Consider the following 20538-nt stretch of genomic DNA (forward strand, 5'->3'; position numbering starts at 1 on the left):
AAGGCGCGCTCAGTGCGGCAGGTCGGTCGCCCGCTCGGCGGCACGCGCCGCCGCCCGCGCGTAGCGCCGCTTCGCCAGCCAGCCGTCGCCTTGCAGGGTCTGCCGTAGCGCCAGGGTGTCGGCATCGTCCGGCACCAGCCGGCAGGCCGCCTCGCACCAGCGCACCGCACGGTCGAAGTCCTGCCAGGCTGGATTGGAGGTCGTGCCGTGGAAGTGGCCGAGGCCGCGCATGGCCTCCACCCAGCCGGCATGCGCGAACCGGGTGAGCACGCCCAGGACGCGCTCGATCCGCGCCGGGTCGTCGTCTTGGTGGGCGAGGAAGTGGCGCAGGCCGTGCAGACAGGCGTTGGCGCGGCGGCTTGCGCGTTCGGACAGCGTCGGCAGCGCCGCGGTGGCTTCCAGGCAGGCGATCTCGCAGTCGTTGGAGAGGCGCACCAGTTCATCCGGTGCCAGCCCGGCGATACCGCCTTGTTCGATGCCGCGGTCGTACACCACGCTGAGGTTGTACGCGGCCCGCGGAAATCCGTGTTCGGCCGCACGCCGGTACCAGTGAATCGCCAGCGTCGGGTCGTAGCTGTCCTCATCCTCGAAATAGCGATAGCCCAGGGCGAACTGCATTTCCGGATAGCCGAGCTCGGCGCCGCAGCGGGCCATGTGTTGCAGTGGACCGTGCTGCACCTGCTCGTCGAAGGCGTAGTAGACGTCGTTGAACGGGCACACCTCTTCCGGCGCGGGCAACGGTGCAAGCGTGGCGGCGTGCCGGTACCACGCCTCGGCGATGGCCGAATCGCGCTGCACGCCTCCCCAGCCGGTATCGCACAGCAGGCCGTAGAGCACGGCCGCATGCGCCGTCTGCGCGCAGCTGCGCGCGGCCAGCGCGCCCAACCAGTCGGCCTGCAGCTGTCCGCTCTGCACCGCGGCATGCAACGCCCGCAGCAGTTGGTGATCGTCCAGGCGCAACGGCGCCGGCAACGCGGCGACGGCCGCCAGATGGGGAACGGCCTGGTCCGGCCGTTCGGCGAAGCTGTACAGCTCCGCCAACTGCAGATGCACCTGCGCACGGTCACCGTCGTCGTGCGTGCGGTGCAACAAGGCATGCCCTTGTTGCACCGCCTGCGCGACCGCCTCGGCGTCGTCGGTCTCGATGCTGTCCACGTCGATCGCGTCGAGCCAGGCGACCAGGCGCAGACGGTGGCGTTCGCCTTGGTCGAGGCGGGCGGCCAGGGGCCCTTCGGCCAGCGCCAGGATCTCTTCGCGGCTGCCGCCCCAGCGTGGGGTCTGCAGCGTGGCGTAGGACAGCAAGGCTGCCAGTCCATGGCCGCTGTGGCCCAGGGTCAGCGACAGCCAGAACCACGCCGGCGGCACGGGGTCGCTGGTGTCTGGCCTCCCGTCCGGCGTGTGCAGTGGCGCGGGCAGCACGGCGGGCAGGCCCAGGGACGCGATGTCACTCGCGTCCGCCGCATCGAATGTGGCGTTGTCGCTGGGATGCACGCCCTCGCACCGCCAGTGCGTCAACCAGTCCGGCTCGCCGAAGGCCTGCACGCTGCGGGTGAGCAGCGTGCCGAGGATCCACGGCAGCGGAAACCGCACCATCAACTGCAGCGCGTCTGCAAACAAGCGCCACTGCGCGAGGCGCACCGCCCGCCACTGCGTTTCGTCGACGCCGTCGGCCCAACCGGTGCCGCGCGCCTGCAGCGCCCGTCGCTCCCAGAAGGCGCAGCGCAGGAGCCGCGGTGCCAGGCTGTCCGGAGACTGTCGCTGCCATGCGTCCAGCACGGCTGCTAGCGCAGCGGGACGGGTGGCCGCCAGTGCACCGGTCTCATCCACGACCCGCGCGTACAGCCTCGCCTCGCCGGCTGCGTCAGCGGCGGCGAGCAGCGTCCGCAACTGCGCGTCCACCGCGTCGAATCGCTGGGCGAGCAGGTCGTGTTGGAACGGGGTCAGATCGGCGCGCGCGGCTTGCGCGACGGACATGGCGGGATGCATGGGACGTCTCGGATCGGAAGGAAAGTGATAAGCGGATGCGCTGCCGTCGCGGCGCAAACGGGCTGCCCACGCGGGTGACGCAGGCATGCCGTATCGCCACGGCGGATCGCATCGGCAGCGCGCCGATGGCGGCACGGCTCGGTCCGGTCCCCGCGCGCGTGGCGGCGCAGGTGCAGAGCACTATGCGCTCGCAGACGGCGCCGTCGTTGCGCGCCGAGGATCCGCTTGCGCGCAGGCGCCGCGCCTTCCGCGGCGGTGGCTGGCGGTGAATGCGGCATTGGGCGCAGGGAAGGGAAGACGAAAACGGGCACGGAACAGGCGGGCCTCGCCGTCTGCCGTCGCGGATCGCACGCGCGGCGTCGCAATGCAGACGGCCGGCATGCGGACATGGGGCGTCGAGTGGGGCGCGCAGTATAGGGCAGCGCCGTTAGCGCACCGTCGTGGGCATGGCGTCATCGCCGTGATCATGCGGGCGCGGCCCATGCGCCGATCGCTGCCGCTTCCGCGGGTGCATGCCGCGCCGTGCGGACAACAGTTGCGAACGTGCGTGCCCCGTGTCGGTGCTGCGCGCGGCACTCGCGTGATCATCACCGACACCGTGCCGTCGGCAGCGCGGGTCGGCGCAACGCACGGCCTTGTGGATCTCCATCGCCGCGAGCCCGGCCATCGCTGTCGATGGCCGAGCCCGCAGGACTGCTGGGGCTACTGCGTGCAGCTCACGCCGACGGCGGCGAAGGCATTGTTGACCGCGGTCACCGAGCGGCCTAGGTCGCTGGCGGCGGTGCGCACGCCGCAGGCGCCGCTGTTGAAGGTGGTGCTGGGCGTCCAGTACAGCTGGTTGGCGCGGGCGAACACCTCGAACGCCAAGCGCGTGTTCCAGCCCGAGGTGGTGGCCAGGTTGTAGAACGCCTTGTTGTAGACGCCCGAGGAGTAATGCACGTCCAGGCCGCTGCGGTAGTTGGCGGCGTTGTCGATCGAACTGCCGTCCTGCGTCGGGTTGGCCATGTAGCGCAGCGCACCGTTGGCCTTGAAGATCTCGGTGCCGACCTTGAAGTCGTTCGTGCCCTTGAGGTAGTACTCGGTGGCTTCACCGGCCATGTCCGAGAACGCCTCGTTGATGCCGCCGGACTGGCCCGAATAGGTCAGGTTGGAATGCTGTTCGGTGAAGCCGTGCGAGACCTCGTGGCCGGCGACGTCGGCGCTGACGAGCGGATAGAAACGGGTGTTGCCGTCGCCGAAGTTCATCGTCGAGCCGTTCCAGAACGCGTTCTCGTAGCGCGTGCCGTAATGCACGCGCATCACCAGTTGGAACGTTAGTGGCGCCACGCCGACGTAGCTGCGGTACATCTTCTCGATGACGCCGCCGAAGTAGTGCGCGTCGTTGATCGGCGAGTAGGCGCCGTTGATGGCTTTGTAGGTGTTGCGTGGGCAGGTGAACTGGTACGCGGTGGTGCCGGAGCTGCCGCCGTTGAGGTTCACCGACTTGACGTTGCTGTTCTGCATGCGGCAGCTGTCGTCCACCTCCAGGAAACCGTGGATGCTGTCGCTGCCGTACTCGTACTGGCCGGTCTTGGCGTTGCCGCCGGGGCCGGTGGCGTCGCGCGTGGTCAGGGCGTCCCACTGTTTCAGGATGGCGCCGCTGCGCGCATCCACGATCACGAACGGCCGGCTCGGCGCGCCGCCCTGCGGCGCATCGGCGAAGAACGACACCACGTAGGCCAGGTGTGCGCGGTCGCTGTCGTCGAGATAGATCATCTGCGGCGCCTGCGCGCGTTCGATGCGACGCTCGGCCTGGGCCGCGCCCAGCGCGACGCGCCGGGCCAGCGTCAGCGCGGCATCGGCGCTCAGCGACGTGCTGGCGGCATTGGCGGCGGTGGCCGGCAGTTCGCTGGCCAGCCCGGCCACCGAGCGGCCGAACAGGCTGCGCACGCTGCCATCGGCGCGCTCGCTGACGATCACCTGCTCGCCCCACACCGGAATGCCGCGGAAGGTCTGCTGGTAGCGGCGGTGCACGGTGCCGTCGGCATCTTCGCTGCTGCCGAGCAGGGTCAGCGCGGATTCGGCATCCAGCCCGATCAGTTCGGCATGGCGCACCGCGGCCGCGGCCGGAATGCCGCCGACGCGCGCTGCGGCGCTGCGGTACTGGGTGCTGAGCGTATCCGGGTTCTTGGCGTGCAGGTCCACGCGCTGCGCGGCGCTGGCGGAGGTGGCGGCGAGCGCGAGCAGCAGGGACGAGACCAGTGCCGACGGACGATGACGAAGCGACAGGGACATGAGCGGAATCCTCGAACGCGAGAAGGAAGGACACGCCGACGCGGCAGCGGAGCGGCCGTAGCGCGGTGACGTGGCATGACGACTGGGGCAATGCGGCCGATCGGCGCAGTGCCTCCCCCTGTGCAACGACCATAACGGCGCCGCCGCGTCGCGTGGTAGACAGGTTGCGTTCAGTCTTTCGAGACTGCCGAATGTGCTCTGCACACTGGCGTGGCGCGTGATGCGCCGTTGCGGCAGACCAGCGCGCCATCACAGCATGACGCCTGAAACCTGGACGTCGACCTGCGTGCGATGCGATGCCGCTCCGTGCAGCGAGCCCGTCGCGGTACGTTCGAACGCGTGCTGGGAGAGCGGTGTCGGCCGCGACGTGCCGTGCACGAATCGCTCGATGGATCGGACAGCGATTGTCGGAGACCGTAGCAATACAGGGATGGGTTTAGGCGGCCCCCGAGCCATCCACGCTAGAAGAACTTGAACCCCGACATCTTTCCGCTCGTCGCGTCGGGACTGAAGGCCCTCCCACACTGGTGGTGCATCTGCTGCTCCATGTGCAGTATGCGCATTACCTGCTGTCAGGCAGGTCGCCTGATATGCACCGAATGCACGCCGAAGCGATCGGCAACGCAACCCCACTCACTTAGCACCCGGTCATTGCACTGTGGGAGGGGCTTCAGCCCCGACGCGCTGTGCTGGAGTTGCTCATCGGCTATCGCCCCGCGATGTGTAGAAGACCGCAGAAAGTACGCGCGCCTCCACGTGGCGTCCGAGCCATCCGCTGCGGAAAGGCTTGAGCTGCGACGCTGTTTTGTTGATCGCGTCGGACTGAAGCCCCTCCCACATCGGTGGTGCATCTGCTGTTCCGGGCGCAGCAGATGCACCGCCTGGTGTCAGGCAGGTCGGCGGATATGCAAGGTGGCCGTCGCGCTCAGGCCGGCAGCGCCAGGTCGTCGATCATCGCGCGCAGGAAGCGCGCCGCTTCGCCGCCGGTGCAGGCGCGGTGGTCGAAGCTCAGCGACAGCGGCAGGATCTTGTGCGTCTCCACGCCGCCCATCACCGGCACCAGCTGATGGCGGGCGCGGCCGGCGGCGACGATGGCCACGCACGGCGGCACCACGATCGGCGTGGCGTAGCGGCCGGCGAACATGCCGAAGTTGGACAGCGAGATGGTGTAGCCGCTCAGTTCCGAGGCCGGGATGCTGCGCGCCTCCACCTGCTGGCGCAGGCGGTTGATGCCTTCGCGCACGCCGCGCGCATCGAGCATGTCGGCGTTGCGCAGGGCGGGCACGAACAGGCCATCGTCGGTGTCCACGGCGATGCCGATGTCCACGTGCGCGTGCAGGGTGCGGGTCAGCGCCTCGCCGTCGAACCAGGCATTGAGCGCCGGCACCGCCTGGCAGGCGGCGACGATCGCGCGCACCAAGCGCCCGGTGGTGTCGTTGCCCGGCGTCCACGCGTGCAGGTCGGCATCGTCGTTGAGCGTGGTCAGCACCACCTGGCGCTGCGCCTCGGCCATCACCCGCGCCATGTTGCGGCGCACGCCCTTCAGCGGCTCGGGCTGGCCCTGCACGGCCACGCCCGGCGGCTGCGTGCGCATCGGCTTGCCGGCGGCGGAGAGCGGGGTGCGCGCGGAGGGGGCGGGTGACGTGTGGGCGTTCGTAGGAGCGGCTTCAGCCGCGACGGCAGGACGCCGTGTAGTCGCGGCGACAGCCGCCCCGGCATTCGCATCCGCCTTCGCCGACCCATCGGTCGCGGCCTGCTTGACGTCGGCCAGGGTGACCGCGCCGTCGGCGCCGCTGGCGCGCACGCGGCCCAGGTCCACGCCCAGCTTCTTGGCCAGGGCGCGCACCGCCGGCATCGCGCGCACGCCGCCGACCGACACGGTGCGCTCGCTGTGCACGGTGTTGGAGCTCTGCATCGCGCCGACCACGGTGCCGGCATCGTCGCGCTCGCCGGTGGCCTGTGCGTTGTCGGCGTCGTGCAGTTCGCCGCCGTCGTCGGAGGCGACCACGCGATCGTCGGCTGCGGCGGTGTCCGCGCCGGCACCCTTGCCGGATGCGGCCGGTGCCGCGCCGCCGTGGTGATGGCCGGTGTCCTGGCCTTCGGCGCGCTGCGGCAGGTTGGGGTCGGGCGCGAACTGCGCCAGCATGCTGCCGGTGACGACGATGTCGCCCGGTGCGCCGGCCAGCTTCAGCACCTTGCCGGACACCGGCGAGGGCACTTCGACCACCGCCTTGGCGGTTTCCATGGATACCAGCGGCTCGTCCAGTCGGATGGTGTCGCCTTCCTTGACGAACCACTCGACGATGGTGGCGTCGGGCAGGCCTTCGCCCAGGTCGGGCAGATTGAAATTCTTGGTTTGGCTCATGTGGTCTCTTCCAGCAGTTCCAGGTCGCGTGCCGGCAGCCAGCCCTGCGCGCCGTCGGCGCGCTCGGCCCACCACCAGTCGCCGTATTCGTGATGCAGGACGACGGTGTCGCCCTGCGCGGCATCGAGTTCGCGTGCGTCGTAGTCGCGCAGCGCCACGGCATGGCCGTCGCCGGTCGGCTGCAGCCAGGCCAGCGGTGCCCAGCCGGCCGTGCCGGCGGCGCCGGTGATCCAGACGAACGCCGGCCACTCCTCGTCGCGCACGCCCAGCGCGACCCGCTCGCCGGCGGCGATGCGGATCGGATGCGGATAGGCGGCGCGGTAATCGCTGATCAGACGTGCCTGCATATCAACCCGCGGCCATCGCCCGCTTGGCCGCGGCGACGATCTTGTCGGTGCTCGGCAGGTACTTCATCTCCAGCCGGAACAGCGGGATGTGGGTGTCGTAGCCGGTGACGCGCTGCACCGGCGCGACCAGGTCGTACATCGACTGCTCGGCCAGGCGCGCGGCGATCTCGGCGCCGAAGCCGGCGCTGCGCGGGGCTTCCTGCACGATCACGCAGCGGCCGGTGCGCGCCACCGATTCGGCGATGGTGTCGAAGTCCAGCGGACGCAGCGTGGCCACGTCGATCACTTCGGCGCTGATGCCGTCGGCGGCGAGCCGGTCGGCGGCTTCCAGCGCTTCCTTGACCTGCGCGCCCCAGGCGACGAGGGTCACGTCGGTGCCGTCGCGCAGCACGAAGCACACGTCCAGCGGCAGCGCCTCGCCGTCGTCGGCGACCACTTCCTTGTACTGCCGGTAGATGCGCTTGGGCTCCATGTAGATCACCGGATCCGGTTCGCGGATCGCCGCCAGCAGCAGGCCGTAGGCGCGCTGCGGCGAGGACGGCAGCACCACGCGCAGGCCCGGCACATTAGTGAAGATGGATTCGTTGGCTTCGCTGTGGTGTTCCGGCGCGCGGATGCCGCCGCCCCACGGCACGCGCAGCACCATCGGGCAGTGCAGGCGGCCGCGGGTGCGGGTGCGCAGGCGCGCGGCGTGGCAGATCAGGTGATCGACCATCGGGTAGACGAAGCCGTCGAACTGCGCCTCGGCCACCGGCTTCATGCCCTGCGCGGCGAGGCCGACGCTGAGCCCGGCGATGGTGGTCTCGTCCAGCGGGGTGTCGAGCACGCGCTGCGCGCCGAAGCGCTGCTGCAGGCCGGCGGTGGCGCGGAACACGCCGCCGTTGACGCCCACGTCCTCGCCCAGCACCAGCACCGACGGGTCGTGCTGCAGTTCCCAGGCCAGCGCCTGGGTCACCGCTTCGATCAAGGTAATGGGCGTGCTGGTCATCGGGCTGTCTCCGCGCGCGGTGGCGGCGCTGTGGGCGGTGCCGGCCGCAGGCGCGGCGGTGTGGTCGGCGAGGCGGGGGCTCAGCTCATCCATGGCGCTGCTCCAGGGCGATGGCCTCGGCGCGCTGTGCGAGCAGGTCCGGTGGCGGGTCGGCGTACAGGTAGTCGAACATGGCTTCCACCGGCTGCACCGGGGTCTCCAGGTAGGCGTTGAGTTCGATGTCGGCCAGGCGCGCGCATTCCTGCTTCCACGCTGCTTCCTCGTCCTCGCTCCACAGGCCCTGCGCGCTCAGCCAGGCGCGCAGGCGCAGCAGCGGTTCGCGTTCCCAGGCCTGCTTGACCTCGGCGTCGTCGCGGTAGCGGCGCGCGTCGTCGGCGGTGGTGTGGTCGGACAGGCGGTAGGTCATGAACTCGATCACCGTGCCGCCCTGGCCGGCCAGCGCGCGCTCGCGCGCCTGGCGCATCGCCTCCAGCACCGCGATCAGGTCGTTGCCGTCCACCTGCAGGCAGTGCAGGCCGCCGGCCAGGCCCTTCTGCGCCAGGGTCTGCGCGCCGGTCTGCGCATTGCGCGGCACCGAGATCGCCCAGCCGTTGTTGATCACGCACAGGATCAGCGGCAGTTGGTAGGCACCGGCGGAGTTCAGCGCGGCATAGAAATCGGTCTTGGACGAGCCGCCGTCGCCGCAGGTGGCCACCGCCACCTGCGCCTCGCCGCGCAGCTTGAACGCCAGCGCGGCGCCGGCGGCGTGCAGGCACTGGGTGGAGATCGGCACGCAGATCGGGAAGTCGCGGGCGGCGTCGGAATCGCGCTGGAAGTCGCTGCCGCGCTCGTCGCCGCCCCAGTACAGCAGGATCTCGCGCGGGCGCACGCCGCGCATGAACATGGCGCCGTACTCGCGGTAGCTGGGCGCCAGCACGTCGCCGCGGCGCATCGACGCACCGATGCCGATGTGGGTGGCCTCGTGGCCCAGGCAGGAGGCGTAGGTGCCCAGCTTGCCGGTGCGCTGCAGGGCCACCGCCTTGCTGTCGAAGGTGCGCACGTAGAGCATCTGCTTGAACAGCGCCAGCAGCGTCTGCGGGTTGGCCGAATCGGCCGGAAGCGCGTCGCGGACCGGCTGGCCGCCCGCGTCGAGGTACTGCAGGAACTCAATTTCGAACTGGGCGGCGATGCTCATGGCGATGGCGCTCTCGACAACAAGTTTCAAATGATATGAGTCGGCATGTTAAGGAAGCCGTGCACAAAAGCCGTCGTGCACCGCAGCACGTGGCAATGCCGTACCGCACAAGAAAAGCGTGGTCGCGCCGCGTTGCGGATTGATGGCGTTGGGTATCGAGGATGTTGCACTGCGATGCATGCCGTTCATGTGCGCGTAGGTGTCCACCGGTGGCGGTGGTCAATGTCCGCGGTGCGCTGCGCGTGTCGGCGAGGAGACCATCGGGCAAGCACGGAAAGCGCACACGTGTACGCGCGGCGCGAGGCGCCTCCCATCGCTTTACGCCGTCATCTCGTAGGAGCGGCTTCAGCCGCGACGGGCTTTACCGGGAACGCCGTCGCGGCTGAAGCCGCTCCTACAACAAAAACAAAAAAGGGCGTGGCCGCGAGGCCACGCCCTTCCTGGTGCACACCCGTCGCCGCGATCAGCGGCCGAACAGGCGCAGCCCCTCCACGCGCGTGCTGAAGCGCGCGCTGTTGTCGCTGGGATCGGCATCGGCCGAGGTCGAGCCGGCGCTGGCGCCGATCACGATCTGGCGGTCGGCCGGCAGCGGCCGCGTCGCCAGGCTCAGGCGGAACGCGGCGCTGGCGCCCGGCGCCAGGTCGGCGCCGCTGTGGCACTGGAAGCGCGCGCTGCGCAGGCCGTGGTTCTGCCGCACGCACTGCCAGCCGCGCGGCGGTACCAGCGCGGTCAGGGCGGACAGGGTGCTGCCGTCGATCTCCAGGCTGGCGCCCTGCACCGGCGCATTGCCGTGGTTGCGTACGTCGATGCGGTAGTCGGCGAAGAAGGCCAGGAACGGCAGGGTGGCCGGGCCGTCGATCGACACCGCCAGGTCGCCGGCCGGACGCGCCTGCACCGCCACCGTGGCGCTGCCGCCGTTGTCGCCGGGGTTGGGATCCTCGGTCTGCGAGGCCACCGACGCGGCCAGGCTCAGGCTGCGCCCGACCAGGGCGGTGCCGGCCGGCACCGCCACGTCGAAGCGCGGCGTGGTGCCGGCAGCGAACTGCGCGGTGCTGCAGGTCACCACGGTCTGCGCGGCCACCTCCGGCGCGGCGCAGTCCCAGCCCGGGGCGGCGGTGACGCTCGGGACCACTGCTGCATCCAGGGCGAAGGCGACCGCGGCGGCGCGCGCCGCGTCCGGACCGGCATTGGCCAGGGTGATGCTGTAGCGGATGGTGTCGCCGGCGTAGACCGAGGCGTTGGCGGCGCTCACACGCAGGCTCAGGTCGGCGCGCTCCAGCGGCTTGAGCTTGATCAGCACCACCGCCGGGTCGTGGTCGGACAGCCGCGCCGGCGAGTTGGCGTCGTTGCGGGCCACGGCCGGGAAGTCGGCATTGAGCCGCGCGTGGGCTTCGCTGAGGCCGGCGATCTGCGCCGAGCGCATCAGCGCGCGGTTGGCCAGGATGTGATCCAGCGACTGCACATTGCCGTCGTAGGCGTAGGAGTAGCTCTGGTCCGGCGTCGACAGCAGGGTGAGGTTGTACAGCGCCGGATCGACCAGGGTAGCGCCGTCGCCGCCGACCACGGTCTGCGCGTCGGGCGCCGGCAGGCCGGTGACGGTGCCCATCGCATCGACGTAGCCGTCGTTGAACTCGAAGGCGTTGAAATCGCCCATCACCAGCACCTGCTCGGTGGGATCGGCGGCCTGGCGCGCCTGCAGCAGGTTGGCCAGGAACACCGCCTGCGCCTGGCGCTTGGCGCGGATGCGCTGGCCGCTGGCGTCGTCGGTCTCGGCGCCGTTGAGCGAACGCTGGTGCACCTCGACCACGGTCAGCGGCAGCGCGCGGCCGTCGGCGAAATGCACCACCGCCTTCAGCAGCAGCGGCGGACGGTCGTTGAGCAGGCTGACCGTGCCGCTGGGCTCGGTCCAGGTGGCGGCCTTGCCTTCCTGGCTCACCGAAACCACTTCGACGCGGGCGATGCCGGCACCGACCTGCGCGGTCTTGACCAGGAAGCCGACGTCGATGCCGCCCACGTCGTTGCCTTCCTGCAGGTAGGCCACGTACTGCGGATCGGGCTGGCCGGCGGCCACCGCGTCGCGGTTGACGCGCTCGGCCAGGGTCTGCAGCACGCTCAGGTTCTCGATCTCCACGGTGCCGAGGATGTCGGGCGTGTTGAGGTAGTTGCGGATCGCCAGCGAGGCCTTGTTGAGGCGCGCCTGGTAGGCGGCCGCGGTCAGCACCGGTTCGCCGATCGCCGGATCGTTCTGGTCGTCGAAGAAGCGCTCCATGTTGTAGGTGGCGATGTTGACGTCGTCGGCCTGCGGCGCCGGGGCCGGCTTGGGCTGGTCGGCGCCGTCGCACTGCACGCTGGGCGCGGTTTCCGGGTAGATGGTGTAGCGGCGGAAGCTGTAGTCCAGCGGGCCGCTGACGCCGAGCACGGTGCAGCCGGCGGCCACGTCGATACGCTCGCCGCCGAGGCCGGCGCTGCCGACCGCGATCACCTGCGGGCTGGTGTTCCAGCGCGGCACGTCGGCCGGCGAGCCGGCCGGCAGTGCGTCGGGCTGCTGCACGCCGGCGGTGCGCCAGGCGCGCGGCAGGCCGGTGACCACGGCATGGAACACGCCGTTGCTGGTCGCGCTGGCGTTGGTCTCGTTGACGTTGCCCAGGGTCGGGGTGTTGACGGTCAGGCTGGGCACGCTGACGCGCATGCCTTCCAGGCGCTCGAGCTGGTCGTAGGCGCCGTTCGGGTCGGGGAAGCGGGTGGTCAGCTCGACCGCGGCCGGCAGCGGATTGCCGGTGGACTGCAGCAGCACCGTCGGCGCGCTCAGTTCGGTCAGCGGCGGCTGGCTGGGGTCGGTGCTGGGCACGTATTCGACCACCGTGGCCTGCACCCGCACCGCATTGCCCACCGCGGCCTCGGCCGGCGGCGCGCTGCCGGTGTAGACGTAGATGCCTTCTGAGGTGAGCGGGTCGGCGTCGGCCTGGGCGTCGGGCGTCTGCAGGAAGAAGCCGGCGCTGCGCCGCGCGGTGACGATGCCGCTGGTAGCGACCACCTGGCCGACCAGCGGCGAGCGCGCGCCGCTGCCCTGGATGCTGTGGATCGGCACCAGATTGAAGTCGTCGTTGAGAATCACCCCGCTGGCGGTCAGCGTGGACGGCAGCGCGCCGCTGATCCCGCTGATGTCCAGGTAGAAGGTCTCGTCGGGTTCGTTGCTGGTGTCGCCGTTGACCAGCACGCGCACCTCGGCGCTGCTCTCGCCGGCCGGGATGGTCACCTGGGTCGCGGCCAGCGCCTGGTAGTCGCTGCCGGCGGTGGCGGTGCCGTCGCGGGTGGCGACGGTGAAGTTCACGCCGGCGCTGCCGGCCGGCTGGCTCAGCGTCACCGTGAACACGAACGCGCTGCTGCCGCTGTCGCCCTCGGCGCGGCTGACGTTGGCCACGCTGGCCACCGGCTGGTTGCCGCCGCCGCACAGGCTGACCGGCGCGGCGCTGTTGCGCGGGGTCGGCGCGCCGGTGGCGAAGTCGGCGTTGTTGTTGTCGCTGTCGCTGCAGCCGCCGTTGCCGCGCAGCACCGCCAGGGTGTTGCTGGGCGCGGCGGTCGGGGCGCTGCCTTCGGCGCAGCTGGCGCTGCTGCCGTAGCCGACGAAGTCGGCGTTGCCGGCCGGGCAGGCGCCGCTCAGCGCGGCGCTGCTCTTGCTCAGCGCGATCTTGCCGGCGGTGCCGCTCATGGCGATGGTGCCGGTGGCATCGGGCGTGGGCAGCGCGGCGCTGCCGCCGCTGCCGTCGGCCTGCTTGACCAGGTAGTAGCCGCCCGGCGCAATGCTGCCGCTCAGCGTAGTGACCTGCCAACTGCTGCCGGCGGCCGAGGCGTACTGCACCGACCAGCCGGCCAGGCTCACCGCCTCGCTGCCGTTGTTGTGCAATTCGACGAAATCGCTTTTGTAGGTGGCGCCGCTGTTGCCGCCACCGCCATAGACCTGGCTGATGACCACCTGCGCCTGGGCGTACCCGGCACACCCCAACGCGCACGACAACACTGCAGCTCGAAGCAGCATGGTTCGCATGAACAAGATCTCCCCAATCCTTGAAGACGTGGACTCAAGAGTGGCTAACGAAACGTCGCGAGCAGTCGCCAGGCGGGTGCGGACGGCGCGGAGGAACCGCAGTGTGCAAGTGGCACATGAGGATTCCGAGCACCGGCCGCGCCTGCCTGGTGGCTGCGCAGTCCTTTTGTCAGCCGCTCTTACGCAGATGAACCGACGGCGCCCCCAGCGCCGCCGACGATTGTGCCGGAGTTTGACAACGGGTGCTGACCAATGTGTGACATTCGTCGCTGCGGTACCCTTGCCGGCCCGGAACGCCCCTGCCGCCCATGCCCGTCGAACAGAACCAGCGCCCGCTTGAAGCCGGCATCCATACCGACCTGGAAGGCCGCCTCACCTATGGCGGCTATCTGCGCCTGGACCGGCTGCTGTCGGCGCAGCAACCGCTGTCGAACCCGCCGCACCACGACGAACTGCTGTTCATCGTCCAGCACCAGACCTCCGAGCTGTGGCTGAAGCTGCTGGCGCACGAGCTGGGCGCGGCGATCGCGCACCTGCAGCGCGATCAGGTCTGGCAGTGCCGCAAGGTGCTGGCGCGCAGCAAGCAGGTGCTGCGCCTGCTGACCGAGCAGTGGTCGGTGCTGGAGACCCTGACCCCGTCCGAGTACATGGGCTTTCGCGACGTGCTCGGCCCGTCCTCCGGGTTCCAGTCGCTGCAGTACCGCACCATCGAATTCATGCTCGGCAACAAGAACGCGCAGATGCTGCCGGTGTTCGACCACGACCCGCAGGGCCAGGCGGCGCTGCAGTCGGTGCTGGAAGCGCCCAGCCTGTACGAGGAGTTCCTGCGCTACCTGGCCCGCTTCGGCCATGCGGTGCCGGCGCCGTACCACGCCCGCGACTGGCGCCAGCCGCATGTCAGCGACCCGCTGCTGCGCCCGGTGTTCGAACGCATCTACGAGAACACCGACCGCTACTGGCGCGAGTACGCGCTGTGCGAGGACCTGGTGGATCTGGAAACCCAGTTCCAGCTGTGGCGCTTCCGCCATATGCGCACGGTGATGCGGGTGATCGGCTTCAAGCGCGGCACCGGCGGCTCCAGCGGCGTCGGCTTCCTGCAACAGGCGCTGGCGCTGACCTTCTTTCCGGAGCTGTTCGAAGTTCGCACCTCGGTGGGGCTGGAGAGCCGGGACGCGGGACTCGGGACCCGGGACCCGGGTGGGGCGTCGCAAGCTCCGTAATGGAGCGTGCTGTCAGACGCCGCCCGGCCTTGCTGCGCTGCGTCGTCGGAGGCTTTCGTTTTTCCGTGTGGCGTGTCGTGTGGACGCTGGCTTACCGCATGCGGACATCGCCTTCTCGCCCGGAATCCCTGGTTGTCGAGGTCCCGCTTTTCCGGGTCCCGGGCCCCGGGTCCCGAGTCCCGGCTTCTCCACGCATTTGACGCCACGCCGTCGCTCGGTGATCCTCGCCCGTTGCCCGGCCTGGCCGGACGCACCGCCCCAGCCCATCCTGAATACGCAAGGGAACACCGCATGAGCGTTGACGTCGTCGCGTCGAACCACCCCGCCTCACCGCAGCCGCCGTCAGCGCAACCGCCCGAATTCAAGACCCTGCTGGGTCATCCGCGTCCCCTGTGGATGCTGTTCATGACCGAGTTCTGGGAGCGCTTCGCGTTCTACGGCATTCGCTGGGCACTGGTGCTGTACATCGTGGCGCAGTTCCATGGCGGCCAGGGCACGGGCCAGGCCTCGGCCAGCGCGACCTACGGCGCCTACCTGGCGCTGGTGTACGCAGCGGCGATCTTCGGCGGCTACATCGCCGACCGGGTGCTCGGCTACCAGCGCTCGATCCTGGTCGGCGCCGCGGTCATGGCCGCCGGCCTGTTCCTGATCTCCGTGCCCAACCCGCAGATCTTCGAACTGGGCCTGGCCACCGTGGTGGTCGGCAACGGCCTGTTCAAACCCAATATCTCGACCATGGTCGGCAAGCTGTACAGCGTCGCCGATCCGCGCCGCGACAGCGGGTTCACCATCTTCTACATGGGCATCAACCTGGGCGCGATGATCGCGCCGTGGCTGACCCAGCAGCTGGCCGAGAAGGTGTTCGGCACCGAAGCGATGCCGTCCTACAAGATGGTGTTCATCGCCTCGGGCATCGGCATGCTGATCAGCCTGGTGTGGTTCTGGTTCGGCCGCCGCCAGCTCAAGGGCATCGGCGCGCCGTTGCCGGGCGGTGCCGGCGGCATGCGCGTGGTCTACGTGCTGCTGGGCATGCTGGTGGCGATCCCGGCGGTGTACCTGGCGCTTGCCGCCGGCGCCGAAGTGCTGCAGTGGATCCTCAGCACCATGTTCGTGGCCCTGGCGGTCATGCTGCTGGTGGAGGGCATCCGCAACGGCAAGGTGGCGCGCGACAAGGTCATCGCGATGCTGATCATCTTCGCCTTCAACGTGCTGTTCTGGATGTTCTTCGAGCAGGCCGGCAGCTCCTTCACCTTCCTCGCCGACGAGATCGTCAACCGCCAGTTCGGCGACTGGACCTTCCCGACCGCGTGGTTCCAATCGGTCAACTCGCTGGCGATCATCACCCTGGCGCCGCTCATCGCCTGGATCTGGGTCAAGGCCGGCCGCTTCAATCCGTCGATCTCGCGCAAGTTCGCGCTCGGCCTGATGTTCAACGGCCTGGCCTTCCTGTTGCTGATGTTCGCGCTGTCGAGCCTGGTCAACGACGCCGGCAAGATCCCGTTCTGGACGCTGTTCATGGTCTACGTCATCCAGTCGGTGGGCGAGCTGTGCCTGTCGCCGATCGGGTTGTCGATGGTGACCAAGCTGGCGCCGCTGCGGCTGGTCGGTTTCGGCATGGGCGGCTGGTTCCTGTCCACCGGCATCGGCAACAACCTGTCCGGCATCTTCGCCAGCCATGTCAGCGGCGAAGGCGGCATGACCGTGTCTTCCGCGCTGGGCGGGTATACCTTCGGATTCTGGGCGCTGCTGGGCGCCGGCGTGGTGCTGTTCCTGATCGCGCCGTTGATCAGCAAGCTGATGCATGGTGTGAAGTGAGGACGTGGCAATGCTGATGAACAAGACGATGTGCGCTGCCCTGGTGGCGGTGCTGGCGCTGAGCGGTTGTGGCCAGACGGCGGCACCGCCCGATGCGCCGGCGCCGGCCAAGCCGCTGGATACCTCGGTGCAGAAGCCGCCGGTGGCCGATCCCAACCAGCCGGTGGCCTCGGGCAATACCCCGGCGGCCGCCGACATCGCCGCGGCCAAGGCGCTGGGCGCGCAGTTCGATCCGCAGCGCAACCCGGCCGACGACCTGGACACCGCCATGGTCGAGGCCAAGCGCGGCGGCAAGCGCATCCTGCTCGACGTGGGCAACGAGGCCTGCGACTGGTGCCACACCCTGGATACCTTCATCGAGGGCGATGCGGAACTGCGCAGCTTCCGCGACGCCAACTTCGTGTGGGTCAAGGTCAACGTCAGCGACGCCAACAAGAACGAGGCGTTCATGGCGCAGTACCCGAAGATCGTCGACTTCCCGCACCTGCTGGTGCTCGACGCCGACGGCAAGCTGCTGCATTCGCAGGTGGTCGGCGACCTGCAGAAGGACAAGGGCTACGACCGCAAGAAGTTCTCGGACTTCCTGAGGCAGTGGGCGCCGCCGAAGCCCTGAGCGGCGGCGGCGTCTGGTTTCCGTAGGAGCGGCTTCAGCCGCGACCGGGCGTTCCTAGGAATGCCCGGTCGCGGCTTAAGCCGCTCCTACGGTGTTTAAAGGCCCGCCGTTCGCGGCCCCCGGCGCCTCAGCGCCCGGTCATGCTCGGCAGGCCCTCGGCCGCCAGGCGGTCGATCAGCCGGTTCAGCAACCGCTGCTCGTCCTCGCTGAAGGGCGCCAGCAGGCGCCGTTCGCACTCCAGCACCATCGGCGCCACCACCTGGTACACCTCCACCCCGGCCGGGGTCAGGTGCAGCACCGAGCGGCGGCGGTCGTCGCCATGGGTCTCGCGCTGGATGAAACCGCGCTCCAGCTGCCGCGCCACCGCCCGGCTCACCGCCACCTTGTCCATCGCGGTGCGCTCGGAGACCTCACCGGCCGACAGCCCCGGGTACAGCGCCAGCACCGCCATCACCCGCCACTCGGTCACCGCCATGCCGTAGCGCTCGCCGTAGACGCGGGCGATGTTGCTGCTGATCCGGTTGGACAGCACGCTGATCCGGTACGGCAGGAACCGTTCCAGATCCAGGGAGGGCGAGTCGGGCGTGGGAGCGGGCGTGGCGATCGTCATGCTGCATTGCACCTTGCTGGTGGTTTCACTTGTAACTACAACGGAGGATACTACGGCCATTCTCGCGAGTCTGGCGTCCGTCCGCACCCGAAATTTCGGCCGGCCGCCGCGACCCCCGTCCTCCAGGAGACGCGTCATGAGTGCACAACCGCAACATCCGTCGCAGCCCGCCAACCTCGGCATGCAGGTCACCACCTTCGAGAACCCGATGGGCATCGACGGTTTCGAGTTCGTGGAATTCGCCGCGCCGGCCGGGCAGGGCGAGCAGTTGCACGCGTACTTCCGCAGCATGGGTTTCACCGCGGTGCTGCGTCATCGCCAGCGCGCGATCACCGTGTACCGCCAGGGCGGGGTCAACTTTCTGGTCAACGAGGACCCGGATTCGTTCGCCGCCGATTTCGCCGCCGCGCATGGCCCCTGTGCCTGCGGCTTCGCGATCCGCTTCCAACACCCGGCCGACGAAGTGTTCGCCAAGGTGCTGGAGAACGGCGGCGAAGCCATCGCCGACAAGGCCGACACCCGCGCGGTGCCGGCACCGGTGGTCAAGGGCATCGGCGACTGCATGCTGTACCTGGTCGACCAGTACGGCGAGAAGGGCTCGGTGTATACCGAGTTCGAGCCGGTGCCCGGCGCCGACCAGCACCCGGCCGGCTTCGGCCTGACCTTCATCGACCACCTGACCCACAACCTGTACTTCGGCAACATGCAGCGCTGGTCGGATTACTACGAGCGCCTGTTCAACTTCCGCGAGATCCGCTACTTCGACATCAAGGGCGCCAAGACCGGCCTGGTGTCCAAGGCGATGACCGCGCCGGACGGCGTGGTACGCATCCCGCTCAACGAATCGTCGGATCCGAAGAGCCAGATCAACGAGTACCTGGACGCCTATCGCGGTGAAGGCATCCAGCACATCGCCTGCTTCACCGACGACATCTACGAAACGGTCGAGCGCATGCGCGCGGCCGGCGTCGCGTTCCTGGATACGCCGGACACCTATTTCGAGGTGATCGACCAGCGCATTCCCAACCACGGCGAGGACGTGGCGCGGCTGGCGCGCAACAAGATCCTGATCGACGCCGACGCGGAGACCAAGCAGCGCAAGCTGCTGCAGATATTCACCCAGAACTGCATCGGCCCGATCTTCTTCGAGATCATCCAGCGCAAGGGCAACGAAGGCTTCGGCGAAGGCAACTTCAAGGCGCTGTTCGAGAGCATCGAGCGCGACCAGATGAAGCGCGGCGTGCTTTGACTTCGGGTTTTGACAACAGGTTTTGACAGCGAGCGGACGCTGACAGCGCATCGCGGAGACTTCCGACAGCCGGTGTAGCCCCTCTCCCGTCGGGAGAGGGGTTGGGGTGAGGGTACGGTAAAGATCATGACGATCAAGCCGCCTTTACCCACAGCCACGCTGACACACGCACGCCAGCTACGTCGCACCATGACCGATGCCGAGCGCGCACTGTGGAGGTCTCTGAGAAGTGGGCAGTTGCAAGGTTTCAAGTTCCGGCGGCAGTACCCGATCCCTCCCTACATCGCTGATTTCTGCTGTGTGTCAGCAAAGCTGATTGTCGAAATCGATGGTGCGCAACACACCGAACCACGCGATGTCACAAGAACGCGTTGGCTCGAATCGCGAGGCTGGCGGATCGTTCGCTTCTGGAACAACGATGTGCTGCTTTCGAGAGATGCCGTGATCCAGGCGATTTGTGACGCGACCGGGGCGCCGTACCCTCACCCCAACCCCTCTCCCGGTGGGAGAGGGGCTTGATACCCAAGGCTCAAGCATATGCATGACCATCATCGCTACATGTCCGGCTTCGGCAACGAATTCGCCACCGAAGCGGTGCCCGGCGCGTTGCCGGTCGGGCAGAACTCGCCGCAGCGCGTGGCCCACGGCCTGTACGCCGAGCAGTTGTCGGGCACCGCGTTCACCGCGCCGCGCGGGGTCAACCGCCGCAGCTGGCTGTATCGCATCCGCCCGGCGGTACTGCATGGCGGCTTCGTCGCCTACGAGCGCGCCGGCGCGTTCCACAACGATTTCCAGCGCGGGCCGGTGCCGCCGGACCAGTTGCGCTGGAGCCCGTTGCCGCTGCCGGAAACGCCGGTGGACTTCGTCGATGGTCTGTACGCCATGGCCGGCAACGGCTCGGCCGAAGCGCAGCACGGCGTGGCGGTGCACCTGTATGCGGCCAACGCCTCGATGCAGGGACGTTTCTTCTACAACGCCGACGCGGAAATGCTGTTGGTGCCGCAACTCGGCCAACTGCGCCTGTGCACCGAACTGGGCACGCTGGAGGTCGCGCCGCAGGAGATCGCGGTGATCCCGCGCGGCGTGCGCTTCCGCGTGGAGCTGCCCGATGGTGCTTCGCGCGGCTACGTGTGCGAGAACTTCGGTGGCCTGCTGCGGTTGCCGGACCTGGGGCCGATCGGCGCCAACGGCCTGGCCAACCCGCGCGACTTCCTCACTCCGGTGGCCGCCTACGAGGAAGACGAGGGCGAGTTCGAACTGATCGCCAAGTTCCAGGGCCACCTGTGGCGCGCGCCGATCGGGCATTCGCCGCTGGACGTGGTCGCCTGGCACGGCAACTACGCCCCGTACAAGTACGACCTGCGCCGCTTCAACACCATCGGCTCGATCAGCTTCGATCATCCCGATCCGAGCATCTTCACCGTGCTGACCGCGCCCAGCGACACGCCCGGGACCGCCAACATGGATTTCGCGATCTTCCCGCCGCGCTGGCTGGTGGCGCAGCACACCTTCCGGCCGCCGTGGTTCCACCGCAACGTGGCCAGCGAGTTCATGGGCCTGGTGCACGGCGTCTACGATGCCAAGGCCGACGGCTTCGCCCCGGGCGGCGCGTCGCTGCACAACTGCATGAGCGGACACGGGCCGGACGCGGCCACCTTCGACAAGGCCTCGCAGGCCGACCTGTCGCGCCCGGATGTCATCGCCGACACCATGGCCTTCATGTTCGAGACGCGCGCGGTGCTGCGCCCGACCGCGCAGGCGCTGGACGCCGCGCACCGCCAGCGCGACTACCAGCAGTGCTGGCAGGGCCTGCGCCGGCACTTCCGCGCGCCCTGAGCACGCGCCGGCGCGG

The 20538-nt window shown here is 69.2% G+C and carries 14 protein-coding genes and 1 other RNA gene; 6 read left to right on the plus strand and 9 right to left on the minus strand.

The window, feature by feature from the left end; all coding sequences use genetic code 11:
* Positions 1-9 precede the first annotated feature (9 nt).
* The 8 genes from QN245_RS03000 to QN245_RS03035 form a co-directional block, all read right to left on the minus strand.
* Entirely contained in the window at positions 10-1974 is a 1965-nt protein-coding gene (locus QN245_RS03000; protein WP_317844524.1) for a DUF4034 domain-containing protein, read from the minus strand.
* A gap of 714 nt (positions 1975-2688) precedes the next feature.
* On the minus strand, positions 2689-4260 hold the full coding sequence (locus QN245_RS03005) for a M4 family metallopeptidase (RefSeq protein WP_317844525.1): 1572 nt from the start codon (positions 4258-4260) through the stop codon (positions 2689-2691).
* 925 nt (positions 4261-5185) lie between these two features.
* A complete protein-coding gene (locus tag QN245_RS03010) occupies positions 5186-6625 on the minus strand; it encodes a dihydrolipoamide acetyltransferase family protein (RefSeq protein ID WP_317844526.1) in 1440 nt (479 codons plus the stop codon).
* Positions 6622-6972: an SH3 domain-containing protein gene (locus tag QN245_RS03015; RefSeq protein WP_160969341.1), complete on the minus strand. Its 351-nt coding sequence runs from the start codon at positions 6970-6972 to the stop codon at positions 6622-6624. The genes QN245_RS03010 and QN245_RS03015 overlap by 4 nt, the downstream gene beginning before the upstream one ends.
* A gap of 1 nt (position 6973) precedes the next feature.
* Positions 6974-8053 carry an alpha-ketoacid dehydrogenase subunit beta gene (locus QN245_RS03020; RefSeq protein ID WP_043094489.1) on the minus strand — a complete coding sequence of 360 codons (1080 nt, stop codon included), beginning with the start codon at positions 8051-8053 and terminating at the stop codon, positions 6974-6976.
* Complete coding sequence (pdhA, locus tag QN245_RS03025) at positions 8046-9134, minus strand: pyruvate dehydrogenase (acetyl-transferring) E1 component subunit alpha (protein ID WP_317844527.1); 1089 nt, start codon at positions 9132-9134, stop codon at positions 8046-8048. Before pdhA ends, QN245_RS03020 begins: the two co-directional genes overlap by 8 nt.
* 463 nt (positions 9135-9597) lie before the next feature.
* On the minus strand, positions 9598-13179 hold the full coding sequence (locus QN245_RS03030; protein ID WP_317844528.1) for a lamin tail domain-containing protein: 3582 nt from the start codon (positions 13177-13179) through the stop codon (positions 9598-9600).
* 42 nt (positions 13180-13221) lie between these two features.
* A non-coding RNA gene (locus QN245_RS03035) (sX9 sRNA) lies at positions 13222-13297 on the minus strand.
* A gap of 190 nt (positions 13298-13487) precedes the next feature.
* Between QN245_RS03035 and QN245_RS03040 the strand changes: the two genes are divergently transcribed.
* The 3 genes from QN245_RS03040 to QN245_RS03050 all read left to right on the plus strand — a co-directional run bounded on the left by QN245_RS03040 (position 13488) and on the right by QN245_RS03050 (position 16827).
* Positions 13488-14399 carry a tryptophan 2,3-dioxygenase gene (locus QN245_RS03040; RefSeq protein WP_317844529.1) on the plus strand — a complete coding sequence of 304 codons (912 nt, stop codon included), beginning with the start codon at positions 13488-13490 and terminating at the stop codon, positions 14397-14399.
* A gap of 291 nt (positions 14400-14690) precedes the next feature.
* Complete coding sequence (locus QN245_RS03045) at positions 14691-16214, plus strand: peptide MFS transporter (protein WP_160969333.1); 1524 nt, start codon at positions 14691-14693, stop codon at positions 16212-16214.
* A 10-nt stretch (positions 16215-16224) separates the two neighbouring features.
* On the plus strand, positions 16225-16827 hold the full coding sequence (locus QN245_RS03050; protein WP_317844530.1) for a thioredoxin family protein: 603 nt from the start codon (positions 16225-16227) through the stop codon (positions 16825-16827).
* A gap of 127 nt (positions 16828-16954) precedes the next feature.
* Here QN245_RS03050 and QN245_RS03055 read toward each other — a convergent pair whose 3' ends face one another.
* The gene (locus tag QN245_RS03055; RefSeq protein WP_160969329.1) at positions 16955-17437 is read right to left on the minus strand and encodes a MarR family winged helix-turn-helix transcriptional regulator; all 483 of its coding nucleotides are present in this window, start codon (positions 17435-17437) and stop codon (positions 16955-16957) included.
* A 136-nt stretch (positions 17438-17573) separates the two neighbouring features.
* Here QN245_RS03055 and hppD point away from each other — a divergent pair, with 136 nt between their 5' ends.
* From hppD to hmgA, 3 genes are all read left to right on the plus strand, one after another.
* Positions 17574-18686 carry a 4-hydroxyphenylpyruvate dioxygenase gene (gene hppD / locus QN245_RS03060; protein ID WP_425612906.1) on the plus strand — a complete coding sequence of 371 codons (1113 nt, stop codon included), beginning with the start codon at positions 17574-17576 and terminating at the stop codon, positions 18684-18686.
* Between the two features lie 126 nt (positions 18687-18812).
* Positions 18813-19205, plus strand: coding sequence for an endonuclease domain-containing protein (locus tag QN245_RS03065; RefSeq protein WP_317844531.1), 393 nt, complete (start codon positions 18813-18815; stop codon positions 19203-19205).
* A gap of 18 nt (positions 19206-19223) precedes the next feature.
* Complete coding sequence (hmgA, locus tag QN245_RS03070; RefSeq protein WP_317844532.1) at positions 19224-20522, plus strand: homogentisate 1,2-dioxygenase; 1299 nt, start codon at positions 19224-19226, stop codon at positions 20520-20522.
* The last annotated feature ends 16 nt before the right edge of the window (positions 20523-20538 follow it).

The sequence above is a fragment of the Xanthomonas rydalmerensis genome, from assembly GCF_033170385.1.
Lineage (GTDB): Bacteria > Pseudomonadota > Gammaproteobacteria > Xanthomonadales > Xanthomonadaceae > Xanthomonas_A > Xanthomonas_A rydalmerensis.